This is a genomic window from Glaciimonas immobilis (genome assembly GCF_011947285.1).
GTDB lineage: Bacteria > Pseudomonadota > Gammaproteobacteria > Burkholderiales > Burkholderiaceae_D > Glaciimonas > Glaciimonas immobilis.
The window spans coordinates 191,142-217,750 of the sequence record NZ_JAAOZT010000002.1 but is presented as its reverse complement, the minus strand read 5'-3'; the positions used below and the strand labels follow the sequence as shown (position 1 = coordinate 217,750).

At 49.1% G+C, this 26,609-nt stretch carries 22 protein-coding genes and 3 tRNA genes; 4 read left to right on the top strand and 21 right to left on the bottom strand.

Annotation, left to right across the window (positions count from 1 at the left end):
* Positions 1–309 precede the first annotated feature (309 nt).
* The 4 genes from HAV38_RS03210 to alr all read right to left on the bottom strand — a co-directional run bounded on the left by HAV38_RS03210 (position 310) and on the right by alr (position 5,611).
* Complete coding sequence (locus HAV38_RS03210; RefSeq protein ID WP_184013362.1) at positions 310–918, bottom strand: response regulator; 609 nt, start codon at positions 916–918, stop codon at positions 310–312.
* A 457-nt stretch (positions 919–1,375) separates the two neighbouring features.
* Positions 1,376–1,660 carry a hypothetical protein gene (locus HAV38_RS03205; RefSeq protein WP_168052348.1) on the bottom strand — a complete coding sequence of 95 codons (285 nt, stop codon included), beginning with the start codon at positions 1,658–1,660 and terminating at the stop codon, positions 1,376–1,378.
* Positions 1,661–3,051: 1,391 nt separating this feature from the next.
* Positions 3,052–4,425, bottom strand: coding sequence for a DNA repair protein RadA (gene radA / locus HAV38_RS03200; protein ID WP_168052346.1), 1,374 nt, complete (start codon positions 4,423–4,425; stop codon positions 3,052–3,054).
* Between the two features lie 100 nt (positions 4,426–4,525).
* Positions 4,526–5,611 (bottom strand): alanine racemase, encoded by a 1,086-nt coding sequence (gene alr / locus HAV38_RS03195; protein WP_168052344.1) that lies wholly within the window; start codon positions 5,609–5,611, stop codon positions 4,526–4,528.
* Between the two features lie 277 nt (positions 5,612–5,888).
* On the opposite strand from alr, the gene lplT reads away from it, so the two are divergent.
* Positions 5,889–7,151, top strand: a complete 1,263-nt coding sequence (lplT, locus tag HAV38_RS03190; protein WP_168052342.1) for a lysophospholipid transporter LplT — start codon at positions 5,889–5,891, stop codon at positions 7,149–7,151.
* 107 nt (positions 7,152–7,258) lie between these two features.
* On the opposite strand, the gene HAV38_RS03185 is transcribed toward lplT, so the two are convergent.
* The 4 genes from HAV38_RS03185 to tsaB form a co-directional block, all read right to left on the bottom strand.
* On the bottom strand, positions 7,259–8,326 hold the full coding sequence (locus HAV38_RS03185) for a DUF1853 family protein (protein WP_184013379.1): 1,068 nt from the start codon (positions 8,324–8,326) through the stop codon (positions 7,259–7,261).
* A 94-nt stretch (positions 8,327–8,420) separates the two neighbouring features.
* Positions 8,421–9,398, bottom strand: a complete 978-nt coding sequence (locus HAV38_RS03180) for a uracil-DNA glycosylase (protein WP_168052340.1) — start codon at positions 9,396–9,398, stop codon at positions 8,421–8,423.
* Positions 9,399–9,436: 38 nt separating this feature from the next.
* Positions 9,437–9,928: a ribosomal protein S18-alanine N-acetyltransferase gene (rimI, locus tag HAV38_RS03175; protein WP_245182167.1), complete on the bottom strand. Its 492-nt coding sequence runs from the start codon at positions 9,926–9,928 to the stop codon at positions 9,437–9,439.
* The gene (gene tsaB, locus HAV38_RS03170; RefSeq protein ID WP_168052338.1) at positions 9,925–10,626 is read right to left on the bottom strand and encodes a tRNA (adenosine(37)-N6)-threonylcarbamoyltransferase complex dimerization subunit type 1 TsaB; all 702 of its coding nucleotides are present in this window, start codon (positions 10,624–10,626) and stop codon (positions 9,925–9,927) included. The genes rimI and tsaB overlap by 4 nt, the downstream gene beginning before the upstream one ends.
* 154 nt (positions 10,627–10,780) lie before the next feature.
* Between tsaB and HAV38_RS03165 the strand changes: the two genes are divergently transcribed.
* Positions 10,781–11,224 carry a thioredoxin family protein gene (locus HAV38_RS03165; RefSeq protein ID WP_168052336.1) on the top strand — a complete coding sequence of 148 codons (444 nt, stop codon included), beginning with the start codon at positions 10,781–10,783 and terminating at the stop codon, positions 11,222–11,224.
* A 77-nt stretch (positions 11,225–11,301) separates the two neighbouring features.
* On the opposite strand, the gene HAV38_RS03160 is transcribed toward HAV38_RS03165, so the two are convergent.
* The 3 genes from HAV38_RS03160 to HAV38_RS03150 all read right to left on the bottom strand — a co-directional run bounded on the left by HAV38_RS03160 (position 11,302) and on the right by HAV38_RS03150 (position 13,776).
* A complete protein-coding gene (locus tag HAV38_RS03160) occupies positions 11,302–12,216 on the bottom strand; it encodes a LysR family transcriptional regulator (RefSeq protein ID WP_168052334.1) in 915 nt (304 codons plus the stop codon).
* Positions 12,217–12,621: 405 nt separating this feature from the next.
* Positions 12,622–12,957: a hypothetical protein gene (locus HAV38_RS03155; protein WP_168052332.1), complete on the bottom strand. Its 336-nt coding sequence runs from the start codon at positions 12,955–12,957 to the stop codon at positions 12,622–12,624.
* Positions 12,958–13,017: 60 nt separating this feature from the next.
* A complete protein-coding gene (locus tag HAV38_RS03150) occupies positions 13,018–13,776 on the bottom strand; it encodes an ABC transporter ATP-binding protein (RefSeq protein ID WP_168052330.1) in 759 nt (252 codons plus the stop codon).
* 130 nt (positions 13,777–13,906) lie between these two features.
* Here HAV38_RS03150 and HAV38_RS03145 point away from each other — a divergent pair, with 130 nt between their 5' ends.
* Positions 13,907–14,548, top strand: coding sequence for an arylesterase (locus HAV38_RS03145; RefSeq protein ID WP_184013378.1), 642 nt, complete (start codon positions 13,907–13,909; stop codon positions 14,546–14,548).
* Between the two features lie 256 nt (positions 14,549–14,804).
* Here the strand turns inward: HAV38_RS03145 and HAV38_RS03140 are convergent, their stop codons facing one another.
* The 10 genes from HAV38_RS03140 to HAV38_RS03095 all read right to left on the bottom strand — a co-directional run bounded on the left by HAV38_RS03140 (position 14,805) and on the right by HAV38_RS03095 (position 25,361).
* Positions 14,805–16,739 carry a SurA N-terminal domain-containing protein gene (locus HAV38_RS03140; RefSeq protein ID WP_168052326.1) on the bottom strand — a complete coding sequence of 645 codons (1,935 nt, stop codon included), beginning with the start codon at positions 16,737–16,739 and terminating at the stop codon, positions 14,805–14,807.
* Between the two features lie 79 nt (positions 16,740–16,818).
* A tRNA-Asp gene (locus HAV38_RS03135) sits at positions 16,819–16,895 on the bottom strand.
* 69 nt (positions 16,896–16,964) lie between these two features.
* Positions 16,965–17,040: transfer RNA gene (locus HAV38_RS03130), tRNA-Val, on the bottom strand.
* 85 nt (positions 17,041–17,125) lie between these two features.
* Entirely contained in the window at positions 17,126–17,257 is a 132-nt protein-coding gene (locus HAV38_RS21795) for an HU family DNA-binding protein (protein WP_245182225.1), read from the bottom strand.
* Positions 17,258–17,809: 552 nt separating this feature from the next.
* A complete protein-coding gene (gene lon, locus HAV38_RS03120; protein ID WP_168052322.1) occupies positions 17,810–20,221 on the bottom strand; it encodes an endopeptidase La in 2,412 nt (803 codons plus the stop codon).
* A 267-nt stretch (positions 20,222–20,488) separates the two neighbouring features.
* Positions 20,489–21,760, bottom strand: a complete 1,272-nt coding sequence (gene clpX, locus HAV38_RS03115; protein ID WP_168052320.1) for an ATP-dependent Clp protease ATP-binding subunit ClpX — start codon at positions 21,758–21,760, stop codon at positions 20,489–20,491.
* Positions 21,761–22,014: 254 nt separating this feature from the next.
* Positions 22,015–22,641, bottom strand: a complete 627-nt coding sequence (gene clpP, locus HAV38_RS03110; protein ID WP_280730137.1) for an ATP-dependent Clp endopeptidase proteolytic subunit ClpP — start codon at positions 22,639–22,641, stop codon at positions 22,015–22,017.
* A gap of 178 nt (positions 22,642–22,819) precedes the next feature.
* Positions 22,820–24,172 (bottom strand): trigger factor, encoded by a 1,353-nt coding sequence (gene tig / locus HAV38_RS03105; RefSeq protein WP_168052318.1) that lies wholly within the window; start codon positions 24,170–24,172, stop codon positions 22,820–22,822.
* Positions 24,173–24,430: 258 nt separating this feature from the next.
* Positions 24,431–24,931, bottom strand: a complete 501-nt coding sequence (locus HAV38_RS03100; protein WP_168052316.1) for a CreA family protein — start codon at positions 24,929–24,931, stop codon at positions 24,431–24,433.
* 345 nt (positions 24,932–25,276) lie between these two features.
* Positions 25,277–25,361: transfer RNA gene (locus HAV38_RS03095), tRNA-Leu, on the bottom strand.
* 378 nt (positions 25,362–25,739) lie between these two features.
* Here HAV38_RS03095 and hpnC point away from each other — a divergent pair.
* Entirely contained in the window at positions 25,740–26,552 is an 813-nt protein-coding gene (gene hpnC, locus HAV38_RS03090; protein WP_168052314.1) for a squalene synthase HpnC, read from the top strand.
* Positions 26,553–26,609 lie beyond the last annotated feature (57 nt).

Genomic DNA, 26,609 nt, shown 5'->3' with positions numbered 1-26,609 from the left:
TATCGGCCGCTCTGCGGCGTAACCTGCTGCTAGCAATGCTTGCACAGGGTCGCAAGAGGTGCCTTGCATGCATGGGCCAAGTCCGCCCTCTATTCACAATAAATTCCGAATGCTACTTAGCATTGTGGGACCAAACCTGGGCCGAGCCTCCCACTAGCCTTACTAAAATTAATAGCTTTAGTATGCGCCGCGAATTGTGTAGGTGCAGTATTAATGCACATAAATAGGTATTTTTTCTGTTCAACCATAAATTGGTAGAAAAAATTTGCCCAAATACCCTCGAAGAATTTTACTGGCGCGCGTTAGCTTTTAATTTGGTGCGACCCTCGGGGTGTTTTGTGCGCAGCAAGCACGTAAATATCCGCGCAACTCATCGTAGTTCATCGGTTTACTAAAAAACACCACTCCGTCAGGAATTCCTCCACGGGCCTTCAATTCGGCAGGCGACAGACTTGATAGTATAGCAATATTTACCGCTGCCAAATGAGGATAACCCAAGATAGTATTAATTACTTCATAACCATCAATACCCTCCATCACGATATCTGCTAAAAGTACGCCCGGTCGGTGCGTCGCAATTTCGACCAGCGCCTGATAACCATTTTCGCAAAAGCGGAGTTCGGCAGACAAGTTCCACGAGGAAATTTGCTTTTCGTAAATAGCGCGCTGCATCGCGTTATCCTCGACCACTAAAATCGAGGTTTTTTTGTCCGGAAACATACCTAACGCGCCCACTCGCGACGATGTTGCCAGCGAGGCTTTATACGCCTCGACAGCGGCAAGCGGAATGCGCCGGTGCCCGCCACCCGTTTTCCACGCTTCAATCACACCAGCCTCTACCAATTGCTGGACCGAGGTCACCGAAATCCCCAACATCTGGGCAACGTTCTGGGTTGTACATATATTAGAAGAAGGCATTGATGAACTTTGCAATTTAAAAATATTTTAACTAAATGAAATAAATTTCCCGATAAAAGGATTACTTCTAAAAAGGGACATTTTAATACGCCATCTCCGCTCTGCTGTGCAATTCCGTAAATAATAGATAAAGATAATTTCTCTTTACATAATATAGTTTCCTAGTCTTTCTTGAAGCTGTGACATATGACAATAAATGTAAAACAATTGAAACAAATATGTTAAATCTGGTGGAGAACGCTTGCTTGATACACGAAAATATTATATCGATAATCGTTTTTTATTCCGTACCCTCCAAAGAACGAAAGATGAACTTTTCTGGAAGTCTTTACCCGAAATTCGTTCCCAGACCTGATTGATCGGGTCACCTCAGCCTCCTTAGAAAAGTGTGCGCGTCGAAACCGGTACCGTGGAGAATTTTAATAAAAAAATCGACTTTACCGGTCATCGCTATCCGTTAAGGGGTTAGTTCCAGGCCAATAACATGATGCTCGACATTTTCACCCGGCCCCATCAATTGGCGCATTTCTGAAAATGCAATACCGAAGGTCTCGTGTATCCGAATCAATACGTCGCCACTTATACGAATCTTACCGTGCCGAACTTTACTAATGAGTGGGGGGGCCAGGTTCAAGACTCTGCAAAGCGCAGCATCGTTTTTTAAAGCCTTTCGATGAAGCAGCTCATCGAGCAATTTACTTTGGTCATAATCCAGATTTTTTTCAGAAATTTGCAGTGTCATTTTAGGCTTTCATAGATGTTATACATTCTCAAGGTTCAATTCACAGACCTATTTTTTGTGCGCTCCATGCAATGGATTTACGCGACAGCAAAGTCAGCAATCTCATCGGTTTTGGCCATTTTTTTATTGAATCAAGTACTAAGCAGCCTATTGCAAGGCCCTTGACCCTGTCACCTTTTACAATATTAAAATTTGAGCACGATTCAATTCTTCAGCAAAAACTACAGCCGTTAGCAGTGCAATGAAAGCTAGCTGTGCCTCCGCGACGGCACGTTTTTTTTATTAATATTCATAATCGCACCCACTATCATCAGCAGGCGCTCAATTGCGCTTTAACTGAAGCACAGGCAATTGCTTATTTATTTCACGGGGCTACGCTACGACGAGACATTCCGCGTTCGTAATTAATAGTAATTAATTCCCACTTTATTCCTCAACACGATGCCTTTGATGTGAGTAAAAGAAGCGCGGGCAATCAACTTGCTAACGGCCTAAAGTTCGCCTTACCAAGTAAATAAAAATGGTAACTGTCTCATCAAATTATGCGCATTTATACTTATAATAATTTTTTATATGCAGAATGCTCATTATATCAGGACATTTTTGCATTTGAGTAATTTTAACAAATTTAATGAATTTGTCAATTACGTTGAAAATTGTTATCTGTTTTATTACATTTCTTACAAGAAATATCGGTAAATCAAGCTGCCACTCGGCGCCGGTACTGTCGATCTTTTCATAGCGCGTTGAGACGACTTCAGGAACTTACCGCCCTGCTAATGCATTACTGCGGTGCAATATGGGTAATAGCGCTTTCACCCCCGTTCAACGGTTAGCTACAATGCAACGGATGCATTTGCTCAGCATCATTATGCTGACCTCGCATAGCGATATTCAAACAGGGGTGAATGGATTGAAATGTGGCGCAGACAGGTTTTTGAACAAGCGGGCAACTCCACGCGCTATTACAAGGACGATTGATAGCCTGCATCGCAGATTCAAGTGCTTACTCGCAAGGCAGCAGACCATGGCGATTTATGCGCGATCATTGGGCCCTGAGCGCCCCGTCCGGAGATCCCATTTTGCTGATGCCTCTGAAAACGCTACTGATTGACACGATTGACACACTTGCAGACTGTAAAGGTCCTTTGTCAGAAAAAATGTTATTTCGGTCGCGCTTAGGCAATATCTCTTGGCGTATCAGGAACGAAAGCGTGAAGCCGTGAGAAGTAGATTGTGCAGAAAAACGGCGAAGACTGATGGTGTATCGCAGCCGATCAACGTTGCAATCGCGAACAAATAGCGACGGCCACGTCGTTACGGCAAAGGATGATGGATCGGGCGATATAACAAATTGACTGGAGCGAGCGCGTTGCGCTGGGCCGCGGGGACTACTCTCCGGCGTCGCGAATTTTGTTTAACGCGTCGTCTATGCGCTCTACGCCAATCACGGTCAAGCCTTCAATTTTATGTTTTGGTACGTTAGATTTAGGAATAACTGCGATAGAAAATCCTAATTTTGCGGCTTCTCGCAAGCGCTCCTGCCCCCGTGGCGCAGGCCTGATTTCACCTGCCAACCCAACCTCACCAAATACCACCAGACCGCGCGGCAGTGGTTTGTTGCGCATAGATGAATTAATCGCCAACAATACCGCGAGATCGGCAGCCGGTTCAGTAATTTTAACGCCTCCCACCGCATTAATAAATACATCTTGATCAAACGCGGCGATCCCTGCGTGACGGTGCAGAACTGCCAGCAACATGGCGAGACGATTTTGATCCAATCCGACGGATAAACGGCGCGCGTTCGGTGCGTGGGAAGCGTCAACCAGTGCCTGAATTTCTACCAATAGCGGGCGCGTTCCTTCTTGCGTCACCATCACGCATGAACCCGCTACGGCGACATCATGCTGAGACAAAAATAATGCAGATGGATTAGATACACCCTTTAAACCTTTTTCGGTCATGGCAAACACACCTAGCTCATTCACCGCGCCGAAGCGGTTTTTGACTGCGCGCACCAGCCGAAAGCTGGAGTGCGTATCGCCCTCGAAGTACAACACAGTGTCGACGATGTGCTCTAGCACTCGGGGGCCAGCCAGCGCACCTTCTTTGGTGACGTGTCCGACCATAATGATAGTTATACCGGTCTGTTTGGCAACCCGCGTCAACTGCGCCGCGCATTCACGCACTTGCGCCACCGAGCCGGGCGCGGAGGACAGCGCGTCGGAATAAACGGTCTGGATGGAATCTATCACCACGACCTCTGGCTTATGCTCGATTAAGGTGTGCAAGATTTTTTCAAGCTGGATCTCTGCCTGTAGCTTGAGGTCTTTAGCATCGATCGATAATCGCTTCCCACGCATGGCGATTTGCGCGCCGGACTCTTCACCGCTGACGTACAGCACTTTTTTGACGCGGGACAGATTTGCCAGCGCCTGCAACAAAAGCGTGGACTTACCTATCCCCGGATCACCACCAATCAAGACGACACCGCCGGCGACCAAACCACCGCCGAGCACGCGATCAAACTCTTCGATCCCGGTGCCGAAACGCGGTATATCAATCGCATCGATATCCGACAAACTGACGACGGGAGCGGTTTGCGCCAAACCCTGATGCTGGTTTGAAAAACGATTGCCGCCTGTCTCGATAATGGTTTCAACCAACGTGTTCCATTGACTGCAAGCGGGACATTGCCCGGCCCATTTGTTCGTAATGCCACCGCATTCGGTACAGGTGTAATTAGTTTTCGCCTTAGCCATCAGTATCAAAATCGTTTCTATAAATAGGGTGAAGTTACATTTTGGAGAATTCAGAGATCAGTCCGCTCAGGTACTCAATTAGCGCGACGAAATATTAGGACTAAGCCTCCACAAAAGGTACGCGTGCGGCGACCGCGCAAAGCAATTCATAACCGATAGTACCAGCCGCGTGTGCCACCTCATCTACCGACAATCCATCGCCCCATAGCAATACCTGACTGCCGACTTGGGCACCAGGGACGTTGGTCAAATCAACGGAGAACATATCCATGGACACGCGCCCAACTGTTTCTGTACGCACACCATCCACTATCACTGGCGTCCCGGTAGGCGCATGGCGAGGATAGCCGTCCGCATAGCCGCAGGCCACGACGCCAACTATCATCGGCGTGGCCGAAATAAACCGACTGCCATAGCCCACCGCTTCCCCGGCGGCAATATGCTGAATACCGATGATCTGGCTGGATAACGTCATCGCCGGACGCAGGCCAAAGGACTTTGCCGAACCACCGCCGGGGGTAGCGCCGTAGAGCATCACGCCGGGCCGCACCCAATCGGAGCGCAATTCCGGATGCATCAGGTCCACGGCAGAGTTTGCTACGCTACGGTCTCCTGCCAGCCCCGCGATTCCACGCTCGAAGGTGGCAATTTGTTGCTGTAGTGGAAGCCTCGCATTAAGTGGATCATCGGCGTTGGCAAGGTGGGTCATTAATGTGATATCACCCACGCCTTGCAAGGCACGCAAGCGCGCATGGGCCGCACGGAAGGCATCTGGCGTAAATCCCAGGCGATTCATGCCGCTGTTCATCTTTAAATGGATGTTCACTTTAGTTACAGTCTGCATAGCCAAAAAGGCTTCCAGCATGGCAATTTGCTCGACGCGGTGGACCGTAACTTCTAGTCGGGCCGCTGTGACGATATCAAGATCGGCCATGTCGAAAAATCCTTCTAGCAACAATATCGGCTTCTGCCAGCCCAGTTCTCGCAACTGCATGGCGTAATCTGGCTCAATCAACGCCAAACCGTCGGCATCGGCAAATCCGCGGATTGCACGTGCTAATCCATGACCGTAGGCGTTGGATTTTACGACCGCCCATATTCTTGCGCCTGGCGCACGCGCTTTTGCAATACGCAAATTATGACGCAGAGCGGAAATATCAATCGTGGCAAGAATGGGTCTGGGCATGAGCGCAATCGCATGAAAATTTGAACAGATTTCTATTTTACCGGATGGACAGCGCATGTATCAAAGACAGTCAGCTTGAGCAGTACCCTGAACACTGGCACAAATGAGCCCGCAAATACCACTACAAATAAATTGGATGCAATTATCCTCCCGCGCTGGCCGGAAGGGTTTAACCGCTGTTTGAATTAGCGGGTTGACCCATGCATAATCGTGAGCGGGCCATATTTTCATGGTATAAAGCATGCCGGGGACATTGAGATACATTTTTAAAATGCGCATGAATCGCGGTTTTTATACCATTATGGCAGCGCAGTTTTTTTCTTCGCTGGCTGATAACGCCCTGCTTATTGCGGCTATTGCATTATTGATTGAAATGTCGTCTCCGACCTGGATGACGCCATTACTCAAACTATTTTTTGTCCTCTCTTACGTGGTGTTAGCGCCTTTTGTCGGAGCGTTCGCGGATTCACTGCCCAAAGGGCGCGTGATGTTCGTCACCAATCTCATCAAAATTATTGGCTGCGTGATGATGTTTTTTAGCATACATCCACTACTTTCTTACGCGATGGTCGGCTTCGGTGCCGCAGCCTACTCTCCTGCAAAATATGGCATCTTGACCGAATTATTACCGGCAGAAAAACTGGTCGCTGCAAACGGCTGGATTGAGGGATTGACCGTCTCGTCCATTATTCTCGGTACCGTAATGGGAGGTGCTCTGGTCAATCCCCATGTGTCTTCCGTTCTTTTGACGCTGCATGTCCCTATTCTTAACTGGAGTCCGAACACACCGACGCAGGCTGCGCTAAGTGTCATCGCCGGATTGTACTTAGTTGCTACGATATTCAATCTTAAAATCTGTGATACCGGCGTACGCTATCCTCATCAGGAGCGCAACCCCATCAAACTGGTAGCCGACTTTGCACGCTGCAATGCCACACTGTGGAAAGACAAATTAGGTCAAATTTCGCTCGCAGTGACAACGTTGTTTTGGGGTGCAGGTGCGACGCTTCAGTTTATCGTGTTGAAATGGGCGGAGAAATCCCTGCATATGCCCTTGGATAAAGCCGCTATTTTGCAAGGTGTGGTGGCGGTTGGCGTTGCAATCGGCGCCGTGGCCGCTGCCCACTTTGTACCGCTCAAGAAGTCATTGTCTGTGATGCCGATGGGTATCGTCATGGGTCTGGTAGTCATGTCTATGACACTGGTGCACTCCATTTGGGTGGCTTATCCTTTACTGGTACTGATCGGCGCTCTCTCAGGCTACTTTGTGGTGCCAATGAACGCACTGCTCCAGCATCGGGGGCACGTGCTGATGAGCGCGGGCCACTCGATTGCGGTACAAAATTACAATGAAAACCTCTCGGTCCTGACCATGCTGGTGCTGTATGCAGTGATGGTTAAGCTAGACTTAAATGTTAATTATGTGATTATCATGTTTGGCATCTTTGTGTCCGGCACTATGTTTTTGGTCATGCGCAAACATGCTGCCAATCAGCGTGAGCACGATTCGCTGGCATCAATTGGCGAACAAAAGCATTAAAAGTTATCGGAGAAGGGTTAATATTTCCGATTCTAATGGCATTGAACGGAACCGATGGTCCGCGTAATACCTAATCAATCCAGGCATAGGCTTAGGGAGAGTCTGAATCACCTGGCAATTCTGGTCGGCGCACACCCACGTAGTGTCGCGGCTCGCACCGCCCAGTCGTCGGGCACGACAAATCCTCGCCTGCTTTCCAATACTTCTATATTATCTTTAGCATTACCAGCCATCTTGCACGTCTGCATTGTGGCAAGCATAACAGGCGAAAGATCATGATCGAAATGGGTGCTCAGTGCCTGACGCAACGTCGCGCCGCGGAGAGCATCCTTAAGCATCGCTTTTGCTGGCGCTAGCCACCGTTGCCTGGGCAGCATCAAATAGAACCCCTCCTCGTCGATCTCCAGCTCAGATAAGGGCGACCAGTAACCCCTGCAATGCTGCGGCGAGATACCAAGCTGGGCAGGAAGGAGAAATTCTTGCCGCTGATAAAACAGCCATCCCTTCACTAACGCTTGCGTCTGGACCACGGGTGCGCTCAGGTATGATTGGGCCGCCGGATCGTGCGATAGCAACAACTGGCGATCAAAGATTTTCTGAATTTTTTTTCCAAGTGTATCTGAGAAATTAGGCCCGATAAAATCGTCGGCAACCGAATCCGCTTCCCTATTTTCCAATAAATAAAATTTGGTAGCAAACTCCCAATGCGCCAAGCCAGCATGCTCTTGTAATAAGAAGTCAAATTCTCCGAGGGTGTCGCCCTTTGGCGTTCTTACCTGCAAGCCATGAGCGACCAGCAGAGCGTGCTGCTGAAAATAAAATGCCATCAACTTTTCGGCATACAAGCCTAGTCGTGTTGAAGCCAAGCTGCCCATATACTCATACAAGACCTTTTGCTTTTCAGGATCACTGTCAAGCGCTTGCAGCCACGCTGCCATGCGCATGAATGCCACCGGGTCGTTATCGCTGTGGCCAACAATATGGGCGATCTTTCCTCGCCACTGCGGCGCGTGTTTATCCAGCAAATCGGGAGAGTCCAGCAGCCATGCCAGCGCTCGGACATGGCGGTCCCCCAGGTGGTTCCAGCGTTGGTGGAACTGTGCCTGAAAGTCATCCATTCCCGGCAAGGATGCCTGAAGGGAGGACTGAGGTGATTGCGGCAAGGACTGAACCATAGGTTGAACCGTAAGTTGGCCCATAAGGTAAGACTTCAGGTGACCGATGCGCTAACCAAACAATGACTAAAAATTGAGAAAATGGCTGCAGCAACTACGCAATGGTGGACGCATAGCAGGTTTTTGCCAGACACAAGTCGCTCCATACCTTGGCTTTATCGGCTGGCTTACGTAGTAAGTATGCCGGGTGATACGTCACGATCAGTGGCAACCCGTCATAGCGATGTATCCTTCCCCGCAACGAAGAAACTAACGTGGTCGGCTCAAGGGCCAACAATGATAGTGCTGCGGTCTTGCCTAACGCCACCAGAACCGTCGGCTTAATCTGCGCAATCTGACGTTGCAAATAGGGCAAACAGGCGGCGACCTCCTCCGCTGACGGCGAGCGATCCTTGCCTTCGCTATCGGTAGGCCTGCATTTAACGACGTTTGCAATATAGACATTATCGCCTCGCCGAATGCCGATTGCCATTAACATGTTGTCAAGTAACTTGCCAGCGGGACCAACAAATGGCTCGCCCTCCTGATCCTCTGCCGCCCCCGGACCTTCGCCGATAAACAACCACTTAGCACGCTCATCTCCGACGCCGAAAACCGTATGCTGACGTCCTTGGCACAGGCCACAACGGGTGCAGTTAGTTACCGCTTCCTTCAGTTGGCGAATATCCATATTTGCGATGTCAGCCAACACCGTTTGTGCGTCTGCGGATAGTTTAAGTGTGCCTGGCTGAATGAGTGTCGGCACTAACGCCCAAGGGCTGACTTCTTCCTCGGGGGGCAGTAATGATCCGTCTTCCCAAGCTGATTCTTGATCTTTTAAGTGGGTACCCTGCACTCTGGGTATAGCCTCCAACGGTGCCGGTGCCGGTGCAGGCGTACTGATGCCAGCGTTTGGCAGCTCGGCAGTTGGCACCACGGCTACCATGGCAGCCGTCTGATGGTCGCTGAACAGTACCGTAGCGGTTATTTCTGGCGCCGTAATTTGGGGCGTAACCAAGTCATATCGGCGTACCCAGAGGGGGCCAATGTCGCACTCTTCAAGAAAAATCGCACGCCTTGATACCGCATTCATCGACAGGTTCTCATAGACATCATTTCATAAACTTTAGGTTACAGACTCAACCGCATGACAATGGCGTCTTCACGGGTGTTGTCAGCGGCCGGATAGTAGGATGGACGGCGGCCAATCTCAACAAAACCAAATCGGTGATACATCAGAATAGCGCGTTGATTGGACGGCCGTACTTCCAGTAATACCGAAGCCATAGCTTGCTCGCGCGCCAGTGCAGCAACCTGATCTAGTAATTGCCTGCCGATACCTCGACCGTGTAAATCGGTATGCACGCTGATGTTTAGCAAATGGGCTTCATCCACCACCGACATCATAAAAAAATAACCTGCTAAGCGTCGGCTGGCGTCGCGTAAGGTCCAGCACTGATACCCATGCCGAATAGAATCAACGAAGTTGCCGGAAGTCCACGGATGCGTGTAAGCGCGATTTTCAATCTCAACCACTTCATTTACATCGTCTATTGACATCAGCCCGAAAGAAAGTGGCAGCGCCACATTTTCTTGACGACCTGAATCAACATTGACGCTCATGCAGCCGCCTTTGCAGCCCTTTCAGCCGTAGTGAGGGCAACGTTATTACGTAAATAGAGCGGCTGTGCGTCCACTCCAGGCAATCCCATACCTTGTTCAAATGCCTGCAAGCCAAGCTGTGCAACATAACGCGCATGGGGCATGATAACCGGCTTGGTATTCACCGCAAAAGTTGCCGTTGCAAACAGGTCGGCGTATGCCGATAAACCGTTGCCGCATGCAAGCAATCCAGTCGCGCTACTTATCGGCAATACCTGTCCGGGTGCTGAAAGTGTAGGTGCCACAATCACTTTCCAGGCGTTACCCTCATGACGGTATTGCGCCCAATAGACCTCGGCCATACGGGCATCCAGAATGCTCACCACTTCGGTGGCACCATACTCCTCCAGACAAGCCTGCGCCATCGCTGCTAAAGTAATGACCGGCAGCACCGGTAGCGCCGCGCCAAAGGCCAGGCCCTGCACAATCCCGCAAGCAGTCCGCACGCCGGTAAAAGAGCCGGGGCCGACGCCGAACGCCAGGGCGTCACATTGAGCTAAGCTAATCCCGGCTTCAGCAAGCAGACTCTGTACCATCGGCAGGATGGTCTGTGAGTGGGTTTGTACGCCGACGGACTCGCGGCTAATTACTTGGCCATCGCGCAATAAAGCAGCGGAGGCAAGCTCGGAAGAAGTTTCAATGGCTAGAATAATCGGCATAATCACTATTTTACCGCGAGCGCCCCTCCAATCACAGGTTTCCATTAAGGAGGTTTGCAAGATCAACAAATAGTTTTGCACACTCGGCACCGTTAAACCTCAGAAACACCGCGGTGAAGCCCCCGGTTAAGGCTACACACGGTAAAATACTGCAATGCCTGTTCTAATTATTGATAACGAAAATCGCCCCCAGCTTGCTCAAATTTTGGCCGAAGACGGCTGGGTGGTCGCTTGCCTCTGCGCAGCATGGTGTGGAAGCTGTCGCGAATACCAGACCAGCTTTACCGCGTTAGCGCACCGTCACCCGGACACGCGCTTTGTCTGGATCGACATTGAGGATCAGGCGGATCTTATGGATGATCTTGACGTTGATAATTTTCCTACGCTGCTCATCCAGCGCGGACAAATCGTGACATTCCTCGGCCCGGTGGAACTTGATCTGCGACTGGCAGAACGCATATTTTTAGCGCAGCACACCAAAAATCCGGCCGAATTGGCAGCAGACGCATTCAGTACTGCCGAGCGCCGTAAGTGGCAAAGCAATGGCAACTTAGTATTACGGCTGCAAAATTCCGCCTCCAAAATGTCGGCGGAATAAGCAGACGTGGTGTAAATAAGAGGCAATGCGCTGTTATAACCTCAGCAAGTGCCCCCAACAAACGGCGCGATCTCTGGTCACGGCGAAAGCCACGGGTCCCGATCGGGATACGGAAATTCCGCAATCATAAAATCAACAAAACTACGGACTTTCCCTGATAATAGCCTTCGACTTGGATAAACTAATTGCACCGAGATCGTGTTGATTTGATGGTCAGGCAGGACGCGGACGAGCTTGCCTGTGCCAAGATCATCGCCCAATGAATACGAACTGCGCATGGCAATCCCCATGCCGGCAAGTGCACAATGACGTAACAAATCCGCATTATTTGACGTCACTTTACTGGTAATCGGGACCGACGAAATTCCTGCTCCAGACCTAAAAGTCCAATGATGACGAAATCGTTCATACGAAAAATTTAAACAAGCATGCTGCTGAAGGTCTTCCGGTAACTGCGGGGTACCATTTTTTTGTAAGTAATCGGGCGACGCACATAACAGCACTTCAGCGACCCCCAATTGACGTGCAATCATACTGACATCGAATTTCTGAAATACGGTAAAGATGCCGACATCAAAACCTTCCTCCACCAGGTCGACCGTTCGATCAGACATGGTCACGTCCAACGTGACATCGGGGTATTGCAAGGAATATTTTGGGAGCAAGCGCGCCAACTGCATTTGTCCGAAACTAAGCTGCGAATATATATTAAGTGTACCCGCAGGCCGCTTGGAACCCGCTGAAGCAAGCGCGTCAGCCTCATCTATCTCCATCAGAATGGTACGTACGCGCTCCAGGTAGAGCTGGCCCGATTCTGTCAGCGACATTCTACGCGTAGAACGATTTAATAAACGCGTCCCGAGGTGGTTCTCCAGATCGGCGACATGACGGGTAACAACTGCGTTTGAAAGGTCCAGAACGTTGGCGGCGCCAACAAAACTACCCTGCTCTACCACTTTTGAAAATACCCGCATTGACTGTAAGCGATCCATTTTTCTGCTAATCCCTTTTTACTTTTCGCTTATTATCTTATGTAAGCAAGTTTGAAACCGGTATCCCGACCGTTTTATCAGCATCTCTTTCCTATTATTTTTGCGCCTTTTCAACATCCCTTTCGCACGCATTAATGATGAGGATGGAGATATTAAATTTCTAATCTGAATCCTGCTGTTCCGGTAACCCAGCCCAAAGGTCGCGCCATTGCGATATTGTCTCTGTCTCTGGACGAATTAGCTAAAAGGTAGTCGCGCTGAAATTTCATCGCGGAACCAAGTGGGAATTTTATACGGACGCCAAAAACTTCAGCGCAGGGGGTTATCAATGGTATATATGCGCTATGTATAAGTGACCCGCTGACAACCCGCCCCAACCGCAGTCGATTTCAAACACAGACATTGCTAGCGTAGTACGGCGAGCGCGGACATAACTAGCGCTACCAGTGCCATCGCCATTGCAATGATCGCTATCCAGCTCGCACGCCGCGCTTTATCATGTGCGGCGACTAAGGTTTGCTCCAGCGCGGAAATAGTCACCTGCAACTGCTCCGCCAACGCCTTCGCGTTCTGGATATTTTGCAAGGAGACGTTCTGCAGTTCGGTGACTTGCTGTTGCAATATCTCGATCTGGTTCGCCTCGTTACCCCCTTTGAGCCTGGTAAAAGCAGGCTTTGCGGCATTGATAATATCTCCCAGGTAAGGGAGAATTGCTTTTGCTACAGGTAACCATGCGGCCATATTGTTCTCCTATCCTGTCAAAAATGCTTATGTTTACTGCACGTTAGCACCAATGTGACTTTAAAGGATACGCGCGTTGCCGGCAGTTGCGTTGCCGTGATCAAGCAAGCGTCCCGCGGCAATCGTGATCGTCTGCCGACACTGCACGGCAATGGAGGTATCGTGTGTTACCAACACCAGCGTGGAATTACGCTCCTGATTAAGATCAAACATTAACCGAATCACCGCGTCGCCCGTAGCGGCGTCCAGACTGCCGGTTGGTTCGTCGGCGAACAAAAGTGGCGGCTCCGTCACAAAAGCGCGTGCCAGTGCGACCCTTTGTTGCTCGCCCCCGGAGAGGTATTTGGGATAATGACGAAGTCGACTAGAAAGGCCGACCCGTCCCAGCATGATTTCGGCTTTTTCTTTTGCATTGGCATCGCCGTGTAACTCCAGCGGCAGCATGACATTTTCTAATGCGTTCAAGTGGCTTAATAACTGAAACGACTGAAATACAAAACCGAGCTTCTTTTTGCGGACGCCTGCCCTGCCATCCTCATCAAGCGCAAAAATATCCACATCATCGATTTTAACCGTGCCACTTGATGGCGTGTCCAGCCCGGCTAACAAGCCCAGTAGAGTAGACTTGCCGGATCCTGACGCACCGACTATCGCCAGTGTGGTACCGGCGTGAACGGCAAAATTGATGTCGTTAAGTATGATCAGTTCACCACTGGCATCCGCCACGCGTTTGGTGAGGTTTTGCGCCACAATAGAAAAATTATTGGCAGGCGTGGTAGCTTGTACATTAGAAGAATTAATCAAAGAGGATAGCTGCATGCGAATTATCAGTTGGAGGTGTAAAAAAAATATTGGGTGTGCGCATCAACCTGCAGCACGCATACCTGCATGGACAGACAAGGTCAACACCATTAACAAGGCCGCACGTCGCCACATTTTGCTTTCTGGCATGCTTGCTGTCTTTGGCGCTGGTGGGGCATTGTATGGCGTTGATGCCTTGGCAGCGGCTAACGATCATTCTGCATCAAAATCGGTTCTGGTGCTTGGCGACAGTTTATCTGCAGAATATGGCCTGGCGCGCGGCGCTGGCTGGGTGGCATTGCTGCAAAAACGCTTGCTAGCCCAAAAGATTTCGCTGGACGTCGTCAACGCAAGTATCAGCGGAGAAACTACCAGCGGTGGCTACGCCCGACTTCCTGCCCTGTTAAAGCAAAATCCCAATATCGTCATCATCGAACTGGGTGCGAACGATGCATTGCGCGGCCTTCAACTCAAATCCACAGAATCAAACCTGCGCGCAATGATAACAGCGGTGCAAAAAACCAATGCCAAAGTGCTGCTGGTCGGCATGCGTATTCCACCCAACTACGGACGGGACTACAGCGATAAATTCTTCGGTTTATATTCAGAGGTCGCCAAACAAAGCAAAGTACCTGTGGTACCGTTTTTATTAGAAGGCGTCGCAGATAAACCTCAATGGTTCCAGGCGGATCGTATTCATCCAGTCGCGGAGGCGCATCCGATCATGCTTAATAATGTCTGGCAAGAGCTGCAACCGTTAATCAAAACTATGCTGTCCGGGTCCAAGTAATTTCGCGCTGAATTTGCAGACTTATTTATTAACTTGGTATATCGATAGAAGCGTGAGGGCTTAGTGAAATCCAACAATTGGACAGTCACGAGTCTCAAAAATATCGCCTGAATCACAATACTTTATTGCCATGATTTTGGCCTCCGACACTCCTAAAAGCCTTGCAGCAACAACTTTTTTCAGGGCAGATCAAGGGACAGTGAAAAACAAAAAAGCCACCTAAAAAGTGGCTTTTTTTCTTAACAGTAACGATGCTTTATTTAGACGCCAGATTAGCGTCAACCGGTATGCTGGCCACCACCGGCTTGAGTATTTTCGCCTTGGCCTTTTTCTTTAATACATCTATATAAGCAGTCATCTCCTGCTGCGCCAACGCAGAGGCAATTTGCTGTTGCTCTGACTGCCTGCGCGCCTGATCAACCGCGGCGGGCTGTGCTACTTTACCTATGCGATAGACCGCATAACCTTGCCCCGGCAATGTTACACCAACGAACGCAGGCAACTTGCTCACATCCGCTTTCATTACGGCATCAAACACATTGCCCGACACGCTTTGACGATTCGCGCGAGATACGGTCTTGGCAGCGGCAAAGCCAGCCGTGTCATCTTTTGCTTTCAGGGCAGCGAATTTGGCTTCACCAGCCTTTACAGCAAACTCTGCTTCAGTAGCTTGCATAACCTTGGCACGGACCGATTCTTTCACGTCCGCAAAGGCTTGCTTGGTGACCGGCTTGTAGCTGATCACATGGCCTGCGATCAACACGCTTGGTGCCGCTTCAATGACCGCTGTGTTGCGCTTGTTTTTTATTGCGCCATCTGCAAACAACGCTGTCAGGAACTTTTGGTTGTTATAAGGTGCCGTCGGTGCAATCGCCGGATTAGGGTGACGCCCCAAATCTGCTACCGTTTGTACCGCTAGTTTCAATTTATCGGCAGCGGGTTTCAAGCTGTTGGCCTGCTCATAAACGGTATCGTTGAATAGGTCGGCCATTTCGGCGAATTTCTTGGCAGCCATCTGCTTTTGAATAGATGCGGCTATTTCGTCCCTGACCTGAGACAACGTCTTCACCGATGCGGGTTTGATACCGGTCAACTGTATGATATGAAAACCAAAATCCGACTCCACAACGTTGCTGATTTGGCCTTCTTTAAGCTTTTGTGCAGCATCAGTAAATGGCTTGACCATCATGCCCTCACTGAAAAAACCCAAATCACCACCATGCTCTGCGGAAGCCGTGTCTTGAGAGTTCTCCTTTGCAAGCTTAGCGAATTCTGCCGGGTTCTTGCGCACTGCCGCCAATAAGGATTCAGCTTTTGCTTTTGCCGTTGCTTTATCAGCAGCGGAGGCATCTTTTTTGGTCGTGATCAGAATATGACTGGCGCGACGCTGCTCAGGTGTCGCGTAATGTGCGACGTTTTGATCGTAATATGATTTGATATCTGCATCACTGACAGTCACCTGGGCTGCGACTGCTGCCATGTCCAGAACAACGTACTCAGCCTTAACTTGTTCCGGAATTTCGAACTGCTGACTATTTTTATCGTAGTAAGCCTTTAGCATGTCGTCAGTCACTTTGACTTGCGCGGCATAGTCGGTAGTCTTGAACAATAATTCCTGAATCTCGCGCTCCTGGTCGCTGATATTGGAAAAACGCAGCGCTACTGATTTAGGAGCAAAAGCGGTGCCCTGGACGGCGCCCGCCAATTGTTGTAGCGCCAGATCCTGACGGAGGCCAGCCTCATAAATTTTAGGCACGGTACCTTGCGCAGCCAGCAATGAACGGTATTTATCGTTGTCGAATTTACCGTCTGCGCCGTGCAGTTCAGGAATGCCCAGCAATGTTTGTTGCAATGTCAAATCAGAAACCATCAAATGCTCGCGGGTTACTGCGGCCATTTGCGCGCGCTGCGCAATCAGATTATCAAGGACACCCTGCTTGGCCGCTGGCGTGTCAAACATCTTGGCGTCGAATTGGTCGCCAAACATTTGTCGCATACGCTCCATTTGCTGCCGCTGCGCGGCATCCAGCTCTTGCTGGGTAATTGACTGCCCGGCGACTTTTGCGACCGCATTAGCACTATCACCAAAGCTGGTATAGCTTTGCAGACCGACAAGCGCAAACGAAGGGATAATCAACAGCAGAAGCAAAAACTGCATTAAGCGTTGATGGGAGCGAATAAACTCAAACATGGTCAGCCAATCAAAGACAGGTTGCTAAAATCACTAGCAGATACGAAAAAAGGCGAACTTTCGTTCGCCTTTTCAATTCTGGCGGAGTGGACGGGACTCGAACCCGCGACCCCCGGCGTGACAGGCCGGTATTCTAACCAGCTGAACTACCACTCCTAAAACTACTTTTATTGAAAAATTCAGCACTTTTCAAAGTTGATTACAACTATTTTTGCCTGACTAATTTGGTGGGTGCTGAGAGGCTCGAACTCCCGACCTACGCCTTGTAAGGGCGCCGCTCTACCAACTGAGCTAAGCACCCCGCAGTCATATTCAAACCACGTGTGATTTAAAACTGAGGGCCAAGCTAGTCAAACATCTGACGTGTGTCACCACGTCGAAGAACATTAGTTTACAGCATCTTTCGACGCTTTGCCAACCTTAAATTGAGGAACTTTAGCAGGATCCATTATAAATGACGCTCCAGTACGTGGATTGCAGTGACTACGCGCGGCGCACTTGCCTGGTGATAACGCCAAAATTCCACGACCCTCACCGTCGATTTTCTTATAAGGTAGTTGCAACGGACCCTGCAATATATCCAGCGCCCGCGACAAGCTGCACCTGAAATTGCTGCAGTGATAATAGCAGTTTGTTCAACGCTGTTTTTCAATCAAATGCGCCTTGATAAAGGTATAAACTTCAGATAAATTTCTCGACCCCTGCGCCTCCTTACTTTTCGCTTTTTTACTCAGGTCGAAATGGAGCAAAATACCCGCAGATCGCTGTGAATATCAAACAATTCCCCACAGCACGCGTCCGTTGGTTTGCCTATAGCAAAGGCAAAAATCAAAAAATTAACTCTCTGGCTAAATATCTATTCTCTGGCTAAATATCTATTCTCTGGCTAAATATCTATTCTCTGGCTAAATATCTATTCTCTGGCTAAATATCTATTCATAGAGTGGGAATGAAAAAAAACGCCCTCACGAGCGTTTTTTTGGTCACTATTTATCGACGAGCAACGAATTCTTTACCTGCTTGCATAGAGCTCCCGGAGCAGCGTCGAATTTAGCTCGACCGTTTAACGATTAATGCTTAACAACCGTTGTATCAGCCTTCTCACCAGCCTTGGCAACGGCTGGATCGACGACTGCGTCCTCGTCGGTCAATGGAACAGGTTGACGCTCCAGAGCGACTTCCAGCACCTTATCAAACCAGCGCACTGGCACAATTTCCAGCTTGTTCTTGATATTGTCAGGGATCTCCGCCAGATCCTTTACATTTTGCTCTGGAATCAACACGGTTTTGATACCACCGCGATGCGCTGCCAATAGCTTTTCTTTCAGGCCACCGATTGGCAATACTTCTCCGCGCAATGTAATCTCACCGGTCATCGCTACGTCGGCTCGCACAGGAATCCCTGTAAAAATCGACACCAGAGCAGTCGCCATCCCAATCCCTGCGGAAGGACCGTCTTTCGGTGTAGCGCCTTCAGGTACATGAATATGAATATCGGTTTTTTCAAACGCCTCATTTTTGATACCCAATTTCTTGGCCCGACTACGCACCACCGTGCGCGCTGCTTCAATTGACTCTTTCATTACGTCACCTAACGTACCGGTCCGTATGATCGCGCCCTTGCCTTGCATCGCGACAGCCTCAATCGTGAGTAGCTCGCCACCCACTTCGGTCCAGGCTAATCCGACCACCTGACCAACCTGATTTTCTTTTTCAGCTACCCCGAAATCGTAGCGGCGCACTCCGAGGAATTTGTCGATATTTTTCGATGTGATGGCGACCTTCTTCTCCTGCTTTTTAAGCAGTAGAAGCTTTACGACTTTCCGGCAAATCTTGGAAATTTCACGTTCTAGTGACCGAACCCCTGCTTCCCGCGTGTAATACCGAATGATGTCGCGAATGGCGCTTTCAGCAACGCTGATCTCATCGATTTTCAAACCGTTGTTCTTGATTTGTTTAGGCAATAAGTAACGCAATGCGATATTCGCTTTTTCGTCCTCGGTGTAACCCGACAAACGTATCACTTCCATCCGGTCCAGCAACGCTGGAGGAATATTAAACGAGTTCGATGTCGCCACGAACATTACGTCTGACAAGTCAAAATCTACTTCGATGTAATGATCCGAAAACGTGTGATTCTGCTCAGGATCCAGCACCTCTAGCAGCGCCGACGATGGGTCACCACGGAAGTCCATACCCAGCTTGTCAATCTCGTCAAGCAGGAACAACGGATTACGCACGCCGACCTTCGCCAGGCTTTGCAAAATCTTGCCGGGCATTGAGCCTATGTAAGTACGACGATGACCGCGAATTTCTGCTTCGTCACGCACGCCACCCAATGCCATACGCACAAATTTGCGGTTAGTAGCACGGGCGATGGATTGACCAAGCGAAGTTTTACCCACGCCCGGAGGACCTACGAAACACAAAATAGGCGCTTTTAATTTATCAACGCGTTGTTGTACGGCGAGGTATTCCAGAATGCGCTCTTTAACCTTGTCCAGGCCATAGTGGTCGCCTTCGAGTACTTTTTCGGCATTTCCCAACTCGTTATTTACCTTGGATTTTTTCTTCCATGGCAAACCGACAAGGGTGTCGATGTAGTTACGTACGACCGTTGCTTCGGCCGACATGGGAGACATCAACTTCAATTTTTTAAGCTCACTCTGGGCTTTTTCCAGCGCTTCTTTTGGCATTTTGGCAGAAAGAATCTTCTTTTCCAATTCTTCCAGATCAGCGCCTTCTTCACCTTCGCCTAATTCTTTTTGAATGGCCTTAACCTGCTCGTTCAGATAGTATTCGCGTTGCGATTTTTCCATCTGGCGCTTTACGCGGCCACGGATACGCTTCTCAACCTGAAGAATATCGAGTTCACCTTCGAGTTGCCCCAGCAGGTGCTCGTAACGCTTACCGACGTTGAAAATTTCTAAAATGACCTGCTTTTGCTCAAGCTTCAGCGGCAGATGCGCGGCGATGGTATCCGCCAGACGACCCGCGTCATCGATACCTGCCAGCGAAGTCAATATCTCCGGAGGGATTTTTTTGTTCAGTTTGACGTATTGATCGAACTGTTGAACGATTGCGCGGCGCATTGCCTCGACTTCAGCTTCGTCGCCTGACTCGGACTCAACCGGTGTCAGATCAGCGACAAAATGCGTATCGAGTTCACTGATGTGATGAATACGTGCGCGCTGTGCTCCTTCCACTAACACTTTAACGGTGCCGTCTGGAAGTTTGAGCATTTGTAAAATATTGGCGACGCAACCAATTTCATAAATATCGTCGGCAGACGGCTCATCCTTGGCAGCAGCCTTTTGGGCGGCGAGCATAATACTTTTGCCCTGCTCCATTGCGGCCTCAAGCGCCTTTATGGACTTAGGACGACCGACAAATAATGGAATCACCATATGCGGGAAAACCACTACATCCCGTAAGGGTAATAGCGGCAACCTGGTTTGTTCAATAACTGTAGAAGTTGTCATGGCGAGCCCTATCAAAGAAACTTATTATTGATGTTGGCACGAGTAGCCTAAACACAAGCCCTAGTTAGAATAAAAAACTTTACTACTTTTGCGTCAGTTGATAAAAAAACGATAAAAAAAGACGATAAAAAAGCCACACGCGAAGTCACCTCCGGGTGGCTTTACGATTGAAGCCAAATATTTTCTATGCGGAAATTGTACTGCTTTTGGTGAAAAAACGGGGATTTTTACCCGTTTTTTACCTAAATTTTACGAATTTTTACAAGTTCAGGATTTTGCCCCTGCAACCTTGGGTTGATCATGATAAATCATCAATGGCTTCGCCCCATGCGTGATACTGTTTTCATCAATCACTACTTTTGAAACGTTCTTATGACTAGGCAAGTCGTACATAACGTCGAGCAAAGCGTGCTCAAGAATGGAACGCAGACCACGGGCTCCGGTTTTGCGGGCTAACGCTTTCTTGGCGATCGCCTGCAAAGCAGCCGGTCGAATGTCCAGTTCAGCGCCTTCCATCTGCAACAGCTTTGCATACTGTTTGATCAACGCGTTCTTAGGCTCCACGAGAATTTGAATGAGGGCAGCCTCATTGAGTTCGGTTAATGTGGCGATAACAGGCAAACGTCCCACCAGTTCGGGAATCAAACCGAAACGCGTCAGATCTTCAGGCTCAGCATCTAACAGCACCTCACTTGAGGTCCGTTGCGTCTGGCTCTTCACATTTGCCGAGAATCCAATGCCGCTCTTCTCTGAGCGCTCGGAAATAATTTTTGTCAGACCGTCAAAGGCACCGCCACAAATAAACAGAATATTAGTGGTATCCACCTGCACGAAATCCTGATTTGGATGCTTTCGTCCGCCTTGTGGCGGTACTGAAGCCATTGTGCCTTCGATCAGCTTCAGCAGCGCTTGTTGCACGCCCTCACCTGAAACGTCGCGCGTTATCGATGGATTATCAGACTTCCGGGTAATCTTGTCGATTTCATCAATATAGACGATGCCCTTTTGAGCCTTTTCAACTTCATAATTGCAATTTTGCAGCAATTTTTGAATAATATTTTCAACGTCCTCGCCTACATAACCTGCTTCCGTCAGCGTGGTGGCATCGGCAATCACAAACGGCACATTTAGGGTACGCGCCAAGGTTTGCGCTAAAAGGGTTTTACCTGAACCGGTCGGCCCTACGAGCAAAATATTGCTTTTTGCCAGCTCAATATCATCTTTTTTGCCTAGATGCTTCAGGCGCTTGTAATGGTTGTACACGGCCACCGCCAGAATCCGCTTAGCAGTTTCCTGACCTATAACGTATTGGTCTAGCAGGTCACAAATTTCCTGAGGGATGGGCAGTTCGGACTTTTGTCCATCTAACGTTTCGACGCTTGATGCCTCGTCGCGAATAATGTCATTACAAAGATCAATACACTCGTCGCACACAAAGACCGAAGGTCCTGCGATAAGTTTTTTTACCTCGTGCTGGCTTTTTCCGCAGAAGGAGCAATAAAGCAGTTTTTCGCCGCTGGAAGTTTTTTTATCAGACATAGGGCAATATTTAAGTGAGCATCAATAAAGGGTGTCCGCCAGCCAGGAATGGTGTCAAGCCAAGACCAAAGAAGCGCGTATTGCGCAACCATTCCACTTTTAAATTGATATTACCTGCGAAAGACGAACTCGTCACGGCAAGGACCAATTTAAATGACAGTCGCGTTAAATTTTAACGCGCCGAAGGAAGACTAACATCAAAAAGAAAAAACGCCCGACCTATTAGGCTCGGGCGTTTTTTACACACCCGCCTGTCAGGCGCGCGTCGTAAGAACTTTGTCAATCAAACCGTATTCTACCGCTGCGTCTGAAGACATAAAGTTGTCGCGGTCAGTATCTTTACCAATCTGCTCGATGGATCTGCCAGTTTTTTCCGCCAAAATGCCATTAAGACGTTCACGCAAATACAAAATTTCCCGCGCTTGAATTTCGATGTCTGAAGCCTGACCTTGAGCACCGCCCAATGGTTGATGAATCATAATCCGCGAATTTGGCAATGAGAAACGCTTGCCTTTGGCACCCGCTGCTAACAAAAATGCGCCCATCGATGCCGCCATACCCGTGCATAACGTCGAGACATCAGGCTTGATAAATTGCATTGTGTCGAAAATTGCCATGCCGGCCGACACCGAACCACCCGGGGAGTTGATGTAAAGAGAAATATCTTTCTCAGGATTTTCACTCTCGAGGAAAAGGAGCTGTGCGACAATCAGATTGGCGGTCTGATCATTGACCGGCCCAACCAGAAAAATTACACGCTCACGCAGCAGGCGTGAATAAATATCATATGAACGCTCGCCGCGACCGCTTTGCTCAACCACGATAGGCACCATGCCGAGCATGTCAGTATCTAACGCTGAATTACGATGAAAGCTTGTCATATTTTTCCTTGTTAGAGCGCAATTGGCACTGCCGGAAACGAGATGCTATACATTGCCATTAACGCAAACTACTTTGCGAGTCTACAAATCAGTGCAATCCGATTGCAACTTCAGTGCGATGCGTTGTATCGCCGTTTCCGGTCAGGCCCATAAATCCGCTCGGCCTAATTACGCTGAATTAAGCTTGTTGTCCGTTGTTACCCATTAGTTCATCAAACGGGACCGATTTTTCAGTCACTTTTGATTTGCTTAATACGTAGTTGACGACGTTTTCCTCTAAAACAAGTGCTTCGACTTCTGCCAGACGGCTACGATCACTGAAATAATATTTCAATACTTCTGCTGGGTCTTCGTAACTCTGCGCAAAGTCTTCAACCTGTGCTTTAACTTGCTCGGCACTGGCTTGCAACTGGTTCTCTTTTACGACATCGGCCAGAATCAAGCCCAGACGCACGCGACGCTCAGCCTGGGCTGTGAACAGCTCCGGAGGAAACGGCATGTTTTTGGTATCCATACCGCGCTGAGTCATGTCCTGACGCGTCATTTCAACCAGACGCTGCACATCCTGATCAATTAGCGCCTTCGGCACATCCAGTTCGCTGACTTTGATCAGCGCATCCATCACGCTGTCTTTATTCTTCGCTTTAACACGTGCACCGACTTCGCGCTCTAAATTGAGCTTAATGTCTGCGCGCATTTTTTCCAGATCGCCGTCTTCCATTCCCAACGATTTTGCGAATTCCGTATCCACTTCCGGGAGGTGCGCCCATTCCAGTTTTTTCAGTGTGATAGTGAATTCTGCTGTTTTTCCCGCGACGTCTTTGCCATGATATTCAGCAGGAAAAGCCAGCTCGAAAGTCTTTGCTTCGCCTACTTTAAGGCCGACCGTTGCAGCTTCAAATTCTGGCAACATGCGACCTTCGCCTAAAACGAATACGTAGTCATCAGCTTTTCCGCCTGGAAATTCAACGCCATCGATGGTACCGACGAAATCTACAGTAACGCGATTTTCATTTTGTGCAGCAAGCTCGCTGCCGCCGTCTCCGTGCTCGCCATGCTCACCTTTAACGTGGTAATGCACACGTTGCTTACGCAGGATGTTAATCGTTTTGTCAATTTCAGTATCGCTGACTTCTGCTTTAGTTTTTTCAACTTCAACACCGCTCAAGTCGCCGATTTTAACTTCAGGGTAGACTTCGAAAGTCGCCTGAAAGGCAATTGAACCCTCTGGAACACCTTCGCTACCGGTTGGCTCGATATTTGGAAAACCGGCAACCCGCAAATTATTTTCATTCGCTGCTTCGTTGAAAGCGCGGCCAACTTTGTCGTTCAACACTTCATTTTCGACCTGAAAACCGTACTGCGCGGCAACCATTTTCATCGGCACTTTGCCTGGACGAAAACCCGGTGCCTTAGCGGTCCGTGCTCGCACTTTGAGGCGCTTTTCGACTTCGGTTTGCACTTCAGCCATAGCAATAGTTATGGTGAGGCGACGTTCGAGTTTGTTCAGAGTTTCGACTGCAATTGCCATGTGAATCGTCCAAAAATTAGAAATTCTTTGTTTTATGTGTGTGACCTGAGTAACCAAAAAGAATCAAAACACCGCGAAAACTATGTTTTTATCAATTATGCGGCTAAATGTTGCCATTTATACGCTGTTCCCGGCACGCTAAAGACCGATATTCTATACGTAAAACAGCACGTTGCGCCAAAACCCCTCATTGACCGGTCTTTGGCCCGTCATGAAGTGACGTCAAATACTCAATTCCCCCGCACATAAGAGCGGACGCTATTTTATCAAAATGGGCGTACCTGCTGGCACGGGAACAGCTGTGACACTGTTTTGAGGACTTCCATCCACTAATTTATCCGAGTATGTCAGATAGATCAATGTATTGCGCTTGGGGTCCACTATACGCACTATGTGAAGGCGCTTAAATAGAATCGACATTCGCTCCGTAAATACATCCTCTTGCAACGGTAACTTGTTGAGAAAACGCACACTCGCTCCCACCTGGCGACAAGCAATTGACGCTTCTGCACGGTCCTCCGCGAGGCCGACCGTGCCTTTTACTCCCCCGGTGCGTGCCCGCGAGACATAACAGGTAACGCCTTGCACCTTCGGATCATCATACGCTTCCACAACAACCCGATCATTGTGCCCAAGCCAACGAAACGCAGTACTCACTTCACCCACTTCTTCAGACCCGGCGGATGCGGTGCTTGCTATGCCGAGGTTTAGCAAAGCCGCAATACCGCCAGCAATTAACGCAGCAGTTATTGGTTTCATGGTTACCTCGCTTTTTTAAAATCGATACAAGAAGTGCAAGTCTGGCGACTGAAACGGTCCATCGATCAGTCCTATCCATTAACAATTTTATAGAAAAGATCAAAGCCGCGTGAGTAGAATTTAATCGCCATCCGGCGCATAAAGTCGCGACCATGAATTATCGATTAAAAGAGAGGTAAAGAAACGCAGAGTCGCTGGCAACGGCGACGCAGGAGGGTAAGTACCGGGCACAAAAAAGCCCTCATGAGAGGGCTGTTCTGACATCGCAGTACTTGATCAATCACGCATTGCCGAGGCAGTGGTGATTAGAGAAAAAAGCCCTACGATTATTTTTGCTGCATGTTTTGGTGCGGATAGAGGGACTTGAACCCCCACGTCTTTCAACGCTAGAACCTAAATCTAGTGCGTCTACCAATTTCGCCATATCCGCTTCAAGAAGCCGCATTCTAACAAAGAGCAACCCATTACGCTAGTCAATTATAAAGCCAAGCGCATAATTTATCTCATTCCTCGTCATAAGATCGTCCAAAGGCTGCGCTGGCAAGCAAGTGGACATCTATAAAGAGGGTAATTTCATTACTTAATCTAAGTATCATCCCTATACACATGCACAAAAGGGCCGAGCGGGTCCAAACAGATGCAGGGTGATGCCTTTTTGATTTATTATTCGAGGCTGAAAATGTTGCCCTGTTTTCAGATGAGGGTGCCATCCCGAATCGTGTTGCGATTCCCGCCACCACCTCATAACCACCCTTCTCGCCACCCGAAATGTTATTTAAAGCAACAACGCATCGATATTGCTATCAATATGCCCGTTAATCATTACGAGAACTTTCCCGTTGCCTCTTGGCTGCTGCCCGCCCGGCTACGACCAGCGGTGCAGGCAATTTATGCGTTCGCCCGCAGTGCGGATGATCTGGCGGACGAGGGTGATGCGCGTCCGCAAGAACGGTTGTCCGCCTTGGACGATTATGAATTGGCGCTGGATCGAATCGAACAACACAACACTACCGTGGACGCTTTATTTAACCCCCTACATAAGGTAATCGACCAATATGGATTGCCGATAGCGCCTTTTCGAGATTTGTTGTCGGCGTTCAGGCAGGACGTTGTGACGACGCGTTATGAGAACTTTGAGGATTTACTTGATTATTGCCGGCGCTCAGCAAATCCCGTAGGTTGCCTCATGTTGCATTTATACGGCGCAGCAACGTCGCAGAACATACGCGACTCGGATACGATTTGCTCAGCGTTACAATTGATAAATTTTTGGCAAGATGTAGCAATTGACTGGGAAAAGAGCCGGATATATCTGCCGCTCGATGATTTGCAACGCTTCGGTGTCGATGCGACCCACATTGCAACGTCCAGATGCGACGCCAAATGGCGCAATTTGATGCGCTTCGAGGTAGGGCGCACCCGTAAGATGATGCTGGATGCAGCGCCGCTCGCCGTGCGCCTTCCGGGCCGAATTGGCTGGGAGCTGCGCCTGGTGGTGCAAGGCGGTTTGCGCATTCTTGAACGCTTAGAAAGTGTCAATTATGATGTTTTCCGGCATCGGCCCACATTAGGCAGATGGGACTGGCTAGTTTTAGCATGGCGTGCTGTGCGGATGCGCTAACGTATTATCAATGCGCTGCAAGTTCCTGGCTAACCCAGTCCTTTGCGCCATATCCTA